The sequence below is a fragment of the Lachnoclostridium sp. genome (assembly GCF_031997925.1).
Taxonomy (GTDB): Bacteria; Bacillota; Clostridia; order Lachnospirales; family Lachnospiraceae; genus Lachnoclostridium.
The window spans coordinates 1-14752 of record NZ_DAMADT010000041.1 but is presented as its reverse complement, the minus strand read 5'-3'; the positions used below and the strand labels follow the sequence as shown (position 1 = coordinate 14752).

The 14752-nt window shown below is 37.1% G+C and carries 16 protein-coding genes; all 16 read left to right on the top strand.

The annotated features are described in order from the left end of the window. Positions 1 to 20 precede the first annotated feature (20 nt). A complete protein-coding gene (locus RTP52_RS18400; protein ID WP_012200799.1) occupies positions 21 to 557 on the top strand; it encodes a Holliday junction resolvase RecU in 537 nt (178 codons plus the stop codon). Between the two features lie 341 nt (positions 558 to 898). Beyond that, complete coding sequence (hisZ, locus tag RTP52_RS18395; protein ID WP_312105927.1) at positions 899 to 2155, top strand: ATP phosphoribosyltransferase regulatory subunit; 1257 nt, start codon at positions 899 to 901, stop codon at positions 2153 to 2155. A gap of 14 nt (positions 2156 to 2169) precedes the next feature. Next, positions 2170 to 2817 (top strand): ATP phosphoribosyltransferase, encoded by a 648-nt coding sequence (hisG, locus tag RTP52_RS18390; RefSeq protein ID WP_312105928.1) that lies wholly within the window; start codon positions 2170 to 2172, stop codon positions 2815 to 2817. A gap of 105 nt (positions 2818 to 2922) precedes the next feature. Further along, positions 2923 to 4215: a histidinol dehydrogenase gene (hisD, locus tag RTP52_RS18385; protein WP_312372835.1), complete on the top strand. Its 1293-nt coding sequence runs from the start codon at positions 2923 to 2925 to the stop codon at positions 4213 to 4215. A 123-nt stretch (positions 4216 to 4338) separates the two neighbouring features. Continuing rightward, complete coding sequence (hisB, locus tag RTP52_RS18380; protein WP_312105932.1) at positions 4339 to 4929, top strand: imidazoleglycerol-phosphate dehydratase HisB; 591 nt, start codon at positions 4339 to 4341, stop codon at positions 4927 to 4929. Positions 4930 to 4965: 36 nt separating this feature from the next. Then, a complete protein-coding gene (gene hisA, locus RTP52_RS18375; protein WP_312105934.1) occupies positions 4966 to 5682 on the top strand; it encodes a 1-(5-phosphoribosyl)-5-[(5-phosphoribosylamino)methylideneamino]imidazole-4-carboxamide isomerase in 717 nt (238 codons plus the stop codon). Positions 5683 to 5754: 72 nt separating this feature from the next. Beyond that, on the top strand, positions 5755 to 7029 hold the full coding sequence (hisIE, locus tag RTP52_RS18370; RefSeq protein WP_312372833.1) for a bifunctional phosphoribosyl-AMP cyclohydrolase/phosphoribosyl-ATP diphosphatase HisIE: 1275 nt from the start codon (positions 5755 to 5757) through the stop codon (positions 7027 to 7029). A 154-nt stretch (positions 7030 to 7183) separates the two neighbouring features. After that, positions 7184 to 7330, top strand: coding sequence for a hypothetical protein (locus RTP52_RS18365; protein WP_312105936.1), 147 nt, complete (start codon positions 7184 to 7186; stop codon positions 7328 to 7330). Between the two features lie 426 nt (positions 7331 to 7756). Further along, on the top strand, positions 7757 to 10030 hold the full coding sequence (locus RTP52_RS18360) for a hypothetical protein (protein ID WP_312372831.1): 2274 nt from the start codon (positions 7757 to 7759) through the stop codon (positions 10028 to 10030). 229 nt (positions 10031 to 10259) lie between these two features. Next, positions 10260 to 10505: a hypothetical protein gene (locus RTP52_RS20590; protein WP_312372830.1), complete on the top strand. Its 246-nt coding sequence runs from the start codon at positions 10260 to 10262 to the stop codon at positions 10503 to 10505. A gap of 79 nt (positions 10506 to 10584) precedes the next feature. After that, complete coding sequence (locus tag RTP52_RS18350; RefSeq protein WP_312372829.1) at positions 10585 to 11562, top strand: biotin--[acetyl-CoA-carboxylase] ligase; 978 nt, start codon at positions 10585 to 10587, stop codon at positions 11560 to 11562. Positions 11563 to 11789: 227 nt separating this feature from the next. Further along, a complete protein-coding gene (gene rimP / locus RTP52_RS18345) occupies positions 11790 to 12257 on the top strand; it encodes a ribosome maturation factor RimP (RefSeq protein ID WP_012200789.1) in 468 nt (155 codons plus the stop codon). A gap of 22 nt (positions 12258 to 12279) precedes the next feature. Then, complete coding sequence (gene nusA / locus RTP52_RS18340; protein WP_312103456.1) at positions 12280 to 13344, top strand: transcription termination factor NusA; 1065 nt, start codon at positions 12280 to 12282, stop codon at positions 13342 to 13344. Between the two features lie 26 nt (positions 13345 to 13370). Beyond that, positions 13371 to 13646 carry an RNase P modulator RnpM gene (rnpM, locus tag RTP52_RS18335; protein WP_012200787.1) on the top strand — a complete coding sequence of 92 codons (276 nt, stop codon included), beginning with the start codon at positions 13371 to 13373 and terminating at the stop codon, positions 13644 to 13646. After that, positions 13639 to 13986, top strand: coding sequence for a L7Ae/L30e/S12e/Gadd45 family ribosomal protein (locus tag RTP52_RS18330; protein ID WP_312372828.1), 348 nt, complete (start codon positions 13639 to 13641; stop codon positions 13984 to 13986). The genes rnpM and RTP52_RS18330 overlap by 8 nt, the downstream gene beginning before the upstream one ends. Before the next feature lie 40 nt (positions 13987 to 14026). Further along, on the top strand, positions 14027 to 14752 hold a 726-nt coding region (locus tag RTP52_RS18325; protein WP_312372826.1), incomplete at its 3' end, for a translation initiation factor IF-2 N-terminal domain-containing protein.

Sequence of the window (14752 nt, the reverse complement as noted above, 5' to 3'; positions counted from 1 at the left end):
GCAAAAAGGAGGGGAAATTAGTGCCATCATGGAATTCAAGAGGGCTTCGTGGATCTGCACTAGAAGAGTTAATTAATCTAACTTTAGAGAAATATCGTGAGAATCAATTAGCGTTAATTCAAAAGGTACCAACTCCGATTACACCAATTCAGATTGATAAAGAGAAACGCCATATAACACTTGCTTATTTTGAGCAAAAAAGTACGGTCGATTATATTGGAGCGGTTCAGGGGATACCGGTTTGTTTTGATGCAAAGGAATGTGCGGTGGATACTTTTTCCCTGCAAAATATTCATGAACATCAGGTAAAGTTCATGGAGGATTTTGAACTACAAGGTGGAATCTCCTTTATTTTGATTTATTTTTCAAAAAAGGACGAGTTCTATTATTTACGTTTTGGAGAACTTATGGGATTTTGGAATCGAAAGCTATCTGGAGGAAGAAAGAGTTTCCGTAAAGAGGAGCTTTGCGAGGATTTTTATATGAGAAGGCATAGTGGAGTATTCGTTCCATTTTTAGAGCTGTTACAAAAAGATTTGTTGGAAAGAGAGGATTAAAACTCTCTGCCAAAGTCTGTCTGTGACAGCTCTTTTGCATATACTTGGTATTTATCGTAAGTATATTCCATTGACACGATAAAACATTTGCATTATAATAAGTTAACTTCGCGTGGTAGCGAATTATCACGTTACTACAATAAAGCAGCTCTAGAAAGATAGATACAAAAAAACATCTTTTGGTGAGTGTTACAATATTTATTGAGGTAGATTACTATAAACGGAGAAACAAATATTTTAAAATAATAGTAATATAATACATCGTGAACAATGATAGAATATTAAAAAATTAAAGATGGAAATCTTTACTATATAGTAATTGTCAGGAAAGAAGGTTTTTTATGGATAAATTATTACATACCCCAGAGGGTGTTCGTGATATTTATAACTCAGAGTTTGCTAAGAAGAAAATGCTAGAACAAGGGCTTAGTAAGCGCTTGGCACTGCATGGATTTCATGAGATACAAACCCCGATGTTTGAGTTTTTAGATATTTTTAGCAAAGAACGTGGAAGTGTGAGTGGTAAGGAGATGTATAAGTTTTTTGATAGGGAAGGAAATACCTTAGTACTTCGCCCGGATATCACCCCATCCATAGCACGTTGTGTAGCAAAATACTATAAGACAGAACAGATGCCAATTCGTTTAAGTTATTGTGGAAGTACTTTTATTAATAGTAGCAGCTATCAGGGAAAATTAAAGGAAACTACACAATTAGGAGCAGAATTAATTAATGATGCAAGCATTGAAGCGGATGCTGAGATGATTGCTTTGACGGTAGAATGTTTAAAATGTGCTGGTTTAAAAGAGTTTCAAGTAGAAATCGGTCAGGCGGACTTCTTTCTTGGTATTGTAGAAGAAGCAGGATTTGATGAAGAAGAAACCGAACAGTTACGTATTCTGATTGAAAATAAGAATTTATTTGGTGTAGAAGAACTAATCCGTGGAAAGAAGTTAGAAAAGCCTGTAAAAAGTGTTATTTTACAGCTAACTGACCTTTTTGGAACATTAGATAACATACTTGGGGTGAAGGAATCCATCCATAATGAACGTGCAAGAAATGCTTTAGAGCGTATGGAAAAATTATATGAGTTATTAACACTTTATGGATATGAACAGTATATCACCTTTGATTTAGGAATGCTTAGCAAGTACAATTACTATACCGGAATTATTTTCAGGGCTTATACCTATGGAACTGGTGATGCTGTGATTACTGGTGGTCGCTATGATTCCTTGGTTTCGCAGTTCGGAAAGCAGGCACCAGCGATTGGTATGGCTGTTTTAATAGACCAGCTACTGATTGCACTGAGTAGGCAAAAACTGTTAGAGGAGCCTGAATTAGAGAATACCTTGATTGTTTACGATTCTTCTTATATCGCAAATGCTGTGGCTCTTGCCAACCATTTTCGTGAACAGGAGATGAAGATAGAAATGTTAGCCCATGACGAAAGGAAAACGAGAGAGGATTATATAGCGTATGCAAACCGTATGGGTATTGGTGGTATTCTTGCATTATTTACCGAAGACAAGGTTGAGGTGATTCATGCAACTGATGGAACAGTACAAACAGTACCACTCAAAGGAATGTTATCCTAGGTATGGAGGTTAAAGTGAAATACATTACAATAGCATTAGCAAAAGGCCGCCTTGCGAAAAAGGCGTTGGAGATATTAGAACAGATTGGAATTACCTGTGATGAAATGAAGGATCCAACCTCTAGAAAATTAATTTTTACGAATGAAGAGTTAAAGCTTCGTTTTTTCTTAGCAAAGGCAAATGATGTTCCGACCTATGTAGAATATGGTGCCGCTGATATTGGAGTGGTTGGGAAAGATACCATTCTTGAAGAAGGAAGAAAGATGTACGAGGTATTAGATTTAAATCTAGGCAAATGCCGTATGTGTATTGCTGGACCAGCAAGTGCAAAAGAACTTTTGCATCATGGTGAATTAATACGTGTAGCAACGAAATATCCGAATATTGCAAAAGATTATTTCTATAATAAAAAGCATCAAACAGTAGAAATTATTAAATTGAACGGCTCAATCGAGTTGGCGCCAATTGTTGGATTATCAGAAGTTATTGTAGATATTGTAGAAACAGGTTCTACTTTAAAAGAAAATGGATTGGAAGTATTAGAAGAAATTTGTCCGTTATCCGCTCGTGTTGTAGTCAATCAAGTGAGTATGAAGATGGAGCATGAAAGAATTACAAAGATGATAAATGACTTACGAGAAGTACTGATGGAAGTTCAATAAATGAAAGATAGTATAATATTAGAAGTAAGCTAATAATTCTAAGTAAAAAGGGTAGTAATGTGAAAAAATAAAGTTTGCAGGCTATGGAAAGGTAAGATTATTAAAATGAGAATTATCGAATTGAATGAATCTACAAAAAATAATATATTGGAAAATCTACTAAAACGTAGTCCGAATCAATATAGAGAATATGAAGATCAAGTTTCCGGCATTATTTCTGAAGTTAAAAAACGTGGTGATGAGGCTTTATTTGATTATAGTTTACGGTTTGATAAAGCTACTATTACCAAGGAAACGATACAGGTATCGGAAGAAGATATTGCAAAGGCATATGAACAGATACCAACCAAAACCCTTGAAGTTATCCGTAAATCCATACAAAACATTGAGGCTTATCACCAAAAACAAAAGCAATATAGCTGGTTTGACAGTGAACCTAGTGGTATTATTCTTGGACAAAAGGTAACAGCAATCGATGCAGTAGGTGTTTACGTTCCAGGAGGAAAGGCTGCATATCCATCTTCTGTATTAATGAATGTGTTGCCTGCAAAAGTTGCTGGTGTTAGAAGAATTGCTATGACAACCCCACCAGGTGCTGATGGTAATATAAATCCAGGTACCTTAGTTGCAGCGAAGGAGGCAGGGGTAACTGAAATTTATAAAGTGGGTGGTGCACAAGCAATAGCTGCACTTGCTTATGGAACGGAGTCAATAAAAAAAGTAGATAAGATTGTTGGACCTGGTAACATCTATGTAGCGCTTGCAAAAAAAGCTGTTTATGGAAATGTTAGTATTGATTCTATCGCTGGGCCGAGCGAAATTCTTGTAATTGCTGATGAAACTGCCAATCCTAGATTTGTTGCCGCAGATCTTTTATCGCAAGCAGAGCATGATGAGCTTGCTTCTTCTATTCTAATTACAACAAGTGAATCACTTGCGAAGGAAGTATCGGATGAAGTAGACGGATTCTTAGAAGTTCTGAATCGAAGTGATATTATTCGTGCCTCCTTAGATAACTATGGATATATTTTGGTTGCGAAAAACTTAAATGAAGCAATTGATACAGCAAATGAGATTGCTTCGGAGCATCTTGAGATTATGACTAAGAATGCATTTGAAGTAATGACAAAGATTAAGAATGCTGGTGCTATCTTTATCGGAGAATATTCTTCTGAGCCCCTTGGAGATTATTTTGCAGGACCTAACCATGTACTGCCAACGAATGGAACCGCAAAATTCTTTTCACCACTCAGTGTAGATGATTTTATTAAAAAATCTAGCATCATTTCTTACTCAAGAGAAGCCCTTTTGCCTGTCTACGAGGATATTGTTACGTTTGCTAAAGCAGAAGGACTAACAGCGCATGCTAATTCAATAGCGGTAAGATTTGAAGCGTGAAGAGAATTTCTAAGGCGCTAAAGGACACCGCCTAAGAAATTCTATAGCTAGATTAGAATAAGCTTGTGTCCACACTGCGACAACAAGCGATAGATTAGATGGCAGTGCAGAAAAGAGGTTAATATGAACCGTACAGCTGAAATTACTAGAAAAACGAAGGAAACGGATATTACATTAGAGTTAAATCTGGATGGGACTGGGATAGCTGAGATAGATACAGGGATTGGATTCTTCGATCATATGTTACAAAGCTTTGCAAAACATGGATTTTTTGACTTAACGGTTAATGTAAAGGGAGACCTTTATGTGGACTCTCATCATACCGTAGAGGATACTGGAATTGTTCTGGGGCAGGCAATCAAGCAGGCGCTTGATGAAAAAATTGGGATTCGTCGATATGGTTCTTTTTTGCTTCCCATGGATGAAACTTTAATCTTATGTGCAGTTGATTTATCTGGACGCCCATATTTAAATTATCAGGCACAATTAACCTGTGAAAAGTTAGGTTATATGGATGCAGAGTTAGTTAAAGAATTCTTTTATGCTATCTCTTATAGTGCTGGCATGAATCTTCATATAAAACAAATGGATGGTGATAACAATCATCACATAGTAGAAGCTATGTTTAAAGCATTCGCAAAGGCACTGGATGAAGCGAGTGGTATTGACTCTAGGATACAAGGTGTATTATCCACCAAAGGAACAGTAGAATAAAATAGTTAGCCAAATGACGGCAGATAGGAGACAACAATGAGATTATATCCAGCAATTGATATTCGGAATGGACAGTGTGTTAGATTAAGACAAGGACAATTTCATGATGTAGAAGTGTATTCCCATGTTCCTGCTAACATAGCCATGCAGTGGGAACGTCAAGGAGCAAGATACATTCATATTGTAGATTTGGATGGTGCCTTGGTTGGCCATAGCATGAATGATGAAGTAATAAAAGAAATCGTTCAGACTGTTTCGGTACCGATACAGGTTGGAGGTGGTATCCGAACCATTCAGGATATAGAGCATAAGTTAAATCTCGGAGTAAGCCGTGTTATCATTGGTACGAAAGCTGTGGGAAATCCACAATTTGTGAAAGAAATCATTAATACCTTTGGAGCAGATAAAATAGTGATCGGAATCGATGCAAAAAAAGGTATGGTAGCAATAGAAGGATGGGAAAAGGTTAGTAATTATAATGCAGTTTCTCTAGCTCTTGAGATGAAAGAGCTTGGGGTATCCACGATAGTTTACACGGATATTTCCAAAGATGGCATGCTACAAGGACCAAACATAGAACACACGAAAGAGATGGTCGATTCGACTGGTCTTAATATTATCGCTTCGGGCGGAGTATCCTCAATGAAAGATCTAGAGGCGCTTTACAAAATTAATGTATCTGGAGCAATTATTGGTAAAGCGTTATACGAACAAAGAATTGAGCTAGAGGAAGCGACCAGACTGTTCGAGTAGTAACCTATTCTTGACAAGGAAAAGTTGAGAAATGTACGATTCCTTGTATGACAGAAGAAAGAGAGATTTGCTATGTATAAAAAAATTATTGCTTACATCAATGCAGAAAATGAGTTAGAAGATAGTGTAATAAACCGAGCTCTAGCCTATGAACAAAACGGTGCAGATGAATTATTGATCTATAACTATTCGATCTTAGAGAAGGAACGAGAAGAATTTCTATTAACTGTGAAAACCATTGTGAAGAAGATAGAGATACCAGTCATGATCGGATACTGTGCAAAGCGTTTTGAAGATATTAAAAAAGCATTCTATACAGGAGCTACTAAGGTAGTACTGCCTTATTGTAAACTGACAGACATCTCGATCTTAAAAGAAGGATCCGACCGTTTTGGTAAAGATAAAATTATATTAGAGTTTGATGCGAGTGCCGAAAAAAATGATGGCATCCTACAACGAGAAGATTTAATTAAAGATATCCTTCCTCTGGGTATGGATGCGGTACTTATCAAACATGTCAATATGACAGAAAGCATCTTAGATAAGATTGAGACAGCTCCATTCCCAGTCTATATCAGAGATAGTTTATTACGTAATGATATGGAAACCTTGATGAAAACAAAGAATGTACTTGGTGTCGCAACTGATTACTACGAAAATAAGGATATCTATAAAATTAAGAGGTTATTAGAAGATGCGGGAATTGAAATGAATTCGTTTCGAAGTAATCTGCCATTTTCTGAATTTAAGCTAAATGAACAAGGATTGATTCCTGTTGTAACGCAGGATTATAAGACAAAGGAAGTTCTTATGGTTGCTTATATGAATGAAGAAGCATATGAAAAGACTTTAGAAACAGGACGTATGACATATTATTCGAGAAGCAGACAAAGTCTATGGCTCAAGGGAGAAACTTCAGGAAATTACCAGTATGTAAGATCCTTAACGATCGATTGTGATAAGGATACGATATTAGCAATGGTTCAACCACAAGGTCCAGCTTGCCATACTGGAAATACAACTTGTTTCTTTCAAGAGTTAGTAAAAAAGGAGTATGAAGAGTCGAATCCTCTCTTGGTATTACAGGATGTGTATCAAGTAATATTAGATCGTAAAAAGAATCCAAAGGAAGGCTCTTATACGAATTATTTGTTTGAAAAGGGAATTGATAAAATTCTTAAAAAATGCGGAGAAGAGGCTACAGAAATTGTGATTGCTGCCAAAAATCCAAATCCAGAAGAATTAAAATATGAAATCTCGGATTTTCTTTATCACATGATGGTGCTAATGGCAGAACGTGGTGTTGACTGGGATGATATTCTTGGAGAGCTTTCTCATAGAAGATAATTCGTTGATTTGATGTTTATTATAAGTATAAAGTAGATAATAACGAGTGTTTCTTTTAAAGTTTTTCCGTTTTTCAATTTGCATCTTTTTATGGTTTAATGTATAATACAATCAGTATTGGTTAACGTAAGATTAAATTGAAGGAGGTAGAGCTATGGAAAATTTTATAGTCGAGTTTCTACGAACTACATTTAAGGTTATATTCCTGGCAGCACTTGCAACAGGTGGTTTATTTGTGGGTAAATCTATTCGAATTAATAAGAATAAGAAAGAGGCATCTGTATCTATAGATAAGGAATAATACTGAAGTTATAATTAGTAGAAGAGAAATAAGTGATAGCTTTATGGAAAGTATATAGGATTCATAGAATTCGTAATACTTGACATGAGGCTATTTTTTTACTCCCAATGAGATATTTTCTTCCGAATAATAAGCAGAATGGCAGGCATTTCGATTACATAAGTGGCGTTTCGTTTACCAATATTTAATTGTCAGTTACAAACATTGCATCTCGAATTACAAAAAGCATCTCGTGTTACTATTGGGCTTTTATATAGTGACTAAGAGCAAAAAATCAGTAAAAACAAGGTTAAAGAGCAAGAATATTGCCATACATTAAAGAATTATTGTGATATAATACAAGAAATTAAAGTATCGACTCAGTATCAAAGTGAGCTGAAAAACTACAAAAGATGCTGTTTGTTTGGAAGGGAGAAGGACACGCGTATGATTACACTAACCTTTGAGAAGATATACTTAAAAGAGCGTAATTGGGAACCTTGCAGTATTGCGGTACCAATTGCAAAAGGGAAATTAAGAAATATTGAGGGTATCGTTGTTGCAAAAGACGGAATAGAAACCTTATCACAAACAAAAGTTACAAGTTATTGGGAGGATGGCTCCATTCGTTTCTTATTTGTTCGTTTCTTAGCAAATCTGCCAGGTAATCTTGGAACATCCTATGAATTATATCTAGATAGAACAGAATTCGAAGAAAGTAAAAAAGGAAGTAAGGAAGAAAATTCAATTTTAAGCAATGAAAAGACTCCGAATGCTTTGTGCTTGACAAAGGACAAGGTTTCTTCTAACTATACGATTGATACTGGTGTACTTACCTTTACCACTAAAACAGGCCAGGGTGGTTTTTTAAAGGAAGTAAAGTGTGGTGGAAGTGTTTTTGAAGAAAGCCAGTTTGGTATACCAAAACTTTATGTGGAGCAGGCAGGAGCATGTGATTTTAAACTTCATGAGTTTCATGTAGTGGAAGAAGGCCCTGTATGTGTTATCTTGGAGGGTGTGGGCGAACATAGTTACATAGAGAACTCTTATAAAGTGACTGTTCAGCTGACTGCCTATGCAGGAAAACCATGGATTGAAGTTTCCTATCGTTTATTTAACACTTCAAAAGATACTTTACCAATTGAATCTCTACAGTATGAAATCTTTGCAAATGGTAAAGCGAAAAATGAATTAGAGGTAACACGTACCTGTGTAGCAACTTCGAATTACCGTACGAGTTATCTGGTAAGTGAAGAAGGAGAAACTGTAGCAAAGAAAGTAGATGCAGAAGATTTATTATATGAAGCAAATGAGCATATTGCGGAGGTTTTTTATGGAACCATGTTTGCAGATTATAACACATCGGAGGGTGGTGTTTGTGCTACCATTTATCAAGCACAGCAAAACTATCCGAAAGCAGTAGAGGCATCGAAGCAGGGAATTAAGCTTTGTTTGGTTCCTGAGAATGCGACCAAGGTTATTATGCAATCTGGTATGGCAAGAGAGCAGAAGTTCTTGCTTCATTTTCACTCTAGAGAAGAAGATTTAAAAGAATTAAATAATCGCAGTTTGATTTATCAGATGCCAGACCGTCCGCAATTAGAGACTTCTGTATATAGAGAGGCAGGAATATTCCATGACGTCTTTGTAGATAAGAAGATTTCAAAAGTAGAACTCTCCTTAATTGCAAAAGCGGATAGTCATTCTAGATGCTATGGTATGTTAAATTGGGGCGACTCTCCGGATCCAGGTTATACTACGCAAGGACGTGGGGGCGGATTACCGGTTTGGACGAACAATGAATATGATTTCCCTCATGCTTGTGTACTTATGTATGTAAGGACTGGTACGAGAAGATTCCTAGACTATTTATTAGTGGCAGGAAGACATTGGATGGATGTGGATGTATGCCATTATAGTGACAATCCGTTATACTATGGAGGTCAATGGGAGCATACGAATAACCACGTGTTAAACAGTACAATTGTATGTAGTCATCAATGGGTCGAAGGATTAATTGATTATTATCATTTTACCGGGGATGAAGAAGCATATAAAACAGCGATCGGAATCGGAGAGAATATCTTACGTCTATTAGAAACACCAATGTTTAGGCAAAAGGGTGAGATTAATGCGAGAGAAACAGGTTGGGCGATGCGAAGCCTAGTGGCTCTATATAAGGAAACTCATGAGGAGCGCTGGCTTTTAAAGTGTGACTGGATAGTTGGACATTTTGAAGATTGGGAGAAGGAATATGGACATTGGCTTTCTCCATATACAGATAATACCGCAATTCGAGTTGTCTTTATGGTATCCATAGCTGTTGGAAGCTTGATGAGATATTATCGTATTAGACCGAGTGAAAATATCAAAGGTATGATAATTCGAGCAGTAGATGATTTAATCGAGAATTGTTATATGGACAATGGCTTGTTCTATTACAAAGAGCTACCTAGTCTGAAACGCCTTGGTAATAACACGATTATCTTAGAAGCCTTAACAATATGTTACGAGTTAACGGGAGATGAGAAATATCTTACCTATGGCTTAATGACGTTTGAATTAGCTACGAATAACCAAAGTGCTATCTTAGGTGGAAGTAAAAAGATTGTGGGAGACAGTGTCATTGGACCTGGACCAGGAACCAAAAACTTTGCACAAAGTTTTTTACCGTTAGTTTCTTATTACAAAGCAGCAACTGACACTGGTATTTTGTTTTAATTAGTCATTTGACTGTACATTTTACTTCATTCAATACCAAGAGAAAATACGCTACGCGAACGTTTCCTAATCTTGAATAAAAACATGCAATAATTTTACAAGTTTTGAAATTAAAACATAACCTTCTGTATTTTCGGTAATACTTTATATGAGTATGGAATACAGGAGGTTATTTTTATGTCTGTAGAGTTTAAAGATAGTGAAACTAAAGGTAATTTAATGAGAGCATTTGCCGGAGAAAGTCAAGCTAGAAATCGATATACCTTTTCAGAAAGCAAAAGAAGAAGGATTTCCACAAATCGCTGCTCAATTCCATATGATAGCAGAGCTTGAAAAGATTCATGGGGATCGCTTTACGATGATAGCTGACATGCTTCGAGATAATAAACTATTTAGTAAATTATCTAGCTTAAGTCTTCAAATGGTATATTGTTATCTGATGGTTGAATCCATTCTTCAGATTCGCTATAATTAAGATATTTAAGTAGAGCTAAAGTTCAACTTAAATATAAATAGAGGACAACTCTTACTAACGCTATGAAACGAGGGATTGGATGTCAGTAAAACAAGAGGTATTAAAAACCTTAGAAGAAAATCGTGGAGAATTTTTTTCGGGAGAAGAGCTTGCAGGTAGATTGAAAGTGTCAAGAGCAGCAGTATGGAAATCGATAAAAGCACTGGAAACCATGGGATATAAGATTAAAGCAGTACCTAACAGAGGATATTGCTTAGCTACAGGCAGTGATGTATTATCTGTAGAGGGCATAAAAACCTTTCTTAACTTAGAACAAGAAAGCCTTAATATAGAGGTCAAGGAAGTAACTGGTTCTACCAATCAGGATGCAAAATTAGCCGCTGCAAATGGAGCATCTCACGGAAGTGTCTTCGTTGCAAATACGCAGACGAATGGACGTGGAAGACGTGGTAGAAACTTTGTTTCTATGGAAGGTAGCGGTATCTACATGAGTATTATATTAAAGCCGTTACTTACTGCTTCGGATGCAATTTATTTAACAACAGCCGCTTCGGTTGCAGTTTACCGCGCCATTAAAATGGTGACGAAGAAAGACACTCAGATTAAGTGGGTCAATGATTTATATTATGAGGGAAAAAAAGTCTGTGGTATCTTGACTGAAGCAGTCACAGATTGTGAAACAGGACTTATTGACAGTATCATTCTTGGAATTGGCATTAATTTTAATATACAGACGGAACAGATTCCTTCTGAGTTAAAAGAAGTAGCTGGAGCACTTTATCATGGGGATACCAATGGAGTAAGCAGAAACCAGCTAATTGCAGAGATTCTCTGTCAGGTGTTACAAATTTGTATGGATTCTGAAAACAGAGAATTCTTAGAAGATTATCGAGAGAACTCGATGGTACTTGGAAAGGAAATCAACATCTTAGGCTATAGTGAACCAAAGAAGGCAATCGCGATTGGAATTGAAGACAATGGAGGGTTGATTGTAGAATACGAAGATAAGAAGAGAGAAACCATTCATACAGGAGAAGTCAGTATCCGCCTAATCTAATCGTATCTAACAGTTCTGAAATAGTCCTTGCAATAATTTGGAATGAATGATATAATAAGCACGATGCAATGATATGATAATGACGGGAGTGGGCGAAAGTCCACTCTTACTTTTTGCTATACGGTCCAGTAAAGTCGGACCACATTTATGCCACATAGCACCAAGTCAGCACATCATTTGTCATGAAGAAGTAGCAATATGGTAATAATAAAAAAGGAGGTGTCTTTATGACAAAGAGAGAGGAATATGAGTTAAAAGCGGAACAACTTCTTACGCCGATTATGGAGGAAAATAATTTCGAATTGGTAGATGTGGAGTATGTAAAAGAGGTTGGTAATTGGTATTTACGTGCTTACATCGATAAGGAAGGCGGTATTACGGTAGACGATTGCGAGGTAGTCAGCAGACGATTCAGTGATTTGCTTGATGAAAAGGATTTTATTCCGGATGCCTATATTCTTGAAGTAAGTTCTCCGGGACTTGGTAGACAACTTAAAAAAGACAAGGATTTTAAACGCAGCCTTGGTGAAGAAGTTGAAATAAAGCTATATAAGGCAATCAACAAGCAAAAAGATTTTGAGGGAATTTTAACGGATTTTGATCAGGAAAAGCTGATAATAGAGCAGGCAGATGGAACAACCATGGAGTTTGCACGAGCAGACATCGCTATGGTAAGATTAGCGCTTGACTTTTAATCATAAGGAGGAATCGTAGAACATGGAAGGGAACAAGGAACTAATTGAAGCGTTGAATCAGATTGAGAAAGAAAAGGACATCAGCAAAGAAGTCTTATTAGAGGCGATGGAAAATTCTTTAGTAGCAGCGTGCAAAAATCATTTTGGGAAGGCAGATAATATTAAAGTTTATATTGACCGTACGACAGGAGCTGTCAGCGTTTTTGCAGAGCGCGTTGTAGTAGAACAGGTACAGGATCCTGTACTCGAAATCAGTCTGGCTGAAGCTACAATGAAATTCCCAAAAGGAAAGTATGAATTAGGTGATATCGCTCAGGTAGAAGTTACTCCAAAGAACTTCGGCCGAATTGCTGCTCAAAAAGCAAAGCAGGTAGTGGTTCAAAAAATTCGTGAAGAAGAGCGTAAAGTTTTATTCAATCAATATTATGGAAGAGAAAAAGATATTGTAACAGGTATCGTTCAGCGTTATGTTGGAAATAACGTAAGCATTAACCTTGGTAAAGTGGATGCTGTACTTATGGAAAATGAACAGATTAAGGGAGAGCATTTCCGTCCAACAGACCGTATAAAACTTTATGTGCTTGAAGTAAAAGATACTACCAAAGGACCTAAGATTACAGTTTCTAGAACTCATCCTGAACTTGTAAAGAGATTATTTGAGGCTGAAGTTACAGAGGTAAAAGAAGGTATTGTAGAAATCAAGAGCATTTCCCGTGAAGCCGGAGATAGAACAAAAATGGCAGTGTCCAGTAACGACCCTAACGTTGATCCAGTTGGAGCTTGTGTAGGTTTAAATGGTGCTAGAGTAAATGCCATTGTGAATGAACTTGGCGGCGAAAAAATTGATATTGTTAACTGGAGTGATGATCCTGCAGAATTAATAGAGAATGCATTAAGTCCAGCGAAGGTTGTTTCAGTGGATGTTAGTGCAGAAGAAATGAGTGCTAAGGTTATCGTACCAGATTATCAGTTATCTTTAGCAATTGGAAGACAGGGACAAAATGCTAGACTCGCTGCAAGATTAACCGGATACAAGATAGATATCAAGAGCGAATCACAGGTATATGGTAGTTACTACGAGGAGTAGAGTTTCCCTGAGAGGTAGATGACGATATGAATACAAGAAAAATTCCATTACGTAAGTGTACCGGTTGTGGAGAAATGAAAAGTAAAAAAGAGATGATTCGAGTGTTAAAGACACCTGAAGATACGATTGTACTTGATACAACTGGAAAGAAAAACGGTAGAGGCGCATACATATGCAACTCATTGGAATGTCTTAGAAAAGCCATCAAAAGCAAAGGGCTTGAGAGATCCTTAAAAACTGCGATTCCAAAAGAGGTATATGAACAATTGGAAAGTGAGTTGAGTGAGATTGCAGATGAATGACGAAATGCAACAAAAGGCAGCAGCCACGAAGAAACGAGTTATGTCGTTACTTGGATTGGCAACCAAAGCAGGATATGTGGCAAGTGGAGAATTTTCTACCGAAAAGGCGGTAAAAGAGGGGAAGGCGTGCGTGGTCATAGTAGCGGAAGATGCTTCTGAAAATACGAAAAAAATGTTTCGCAATATGTGTACCTTCTACGATGTGCCGATCTATATCTTCGGTGAAAAGACTGATCTTGGACACGCGATAGGAAAAGAATTTCGCGCATCCTTAAGTATTAATGACCAAGGAATGGCAAGAAGCATAGAAAAATATTTGAATCAGGAGAGTTCGAAATGATGAATCGATATTGAGAACCTATAAGCGGAGGTAGTAATATATGGCAAAACTAAAAATCCATGAATTAGCCAAAGAGTTAGGAGTAGACAACAATGAGATTGTTAACTTTTTACAGTCAAAAGGGTCTGAGGTAAAAAGTTATCGCAATAGCATTGAAGAAAAAGAAATTGATTTGGTCCGAGGAAAATTTAAAGGTTCAGTAAGTAAATCAGAGCCAAAATCTATAGATAGTGGAAAGGCATCAAGAGTGGAAAAACCAGAAAAAACTAACAGCGTTACGGCAAAGGCAGAGCAGACTCCTTCAGAGCCAGTGGTGCAAAAACAACGACCAATGACAGCGCAGGGAGAGAGAAAAAATATGAGCGAACAGCAAACAACAACAGGAAACACCGAGAATGGTGATAACAAACAATCCGTTGGTGAAAAAAAATACCAACATACGGATAGAAGACCACAGGGAAACAACGGAGAAGGAGCACAGACTTCAACAAATTCTGGAGATAGAAGACCACAGGGTCAGGGAAGCTACGGAGATAGAAGACCTGGGGGTCAAAATTCTGGAGATAGAAGACCATACAATGGTGACAGACCTGGGGGTCAGAATTACGGAGACAGAAGACCTGGGGGTCAAGGAAACTACGGAGACAGAAGACCAAATAGTGGTGACAGACCTGGGGGTCAAGGAAACTACGGAGATAGAAGACCAAATAATGGTGACAGACCTGGGGGTCAAGGAAACTACGGAGATAGAAGACCAAATAATGGT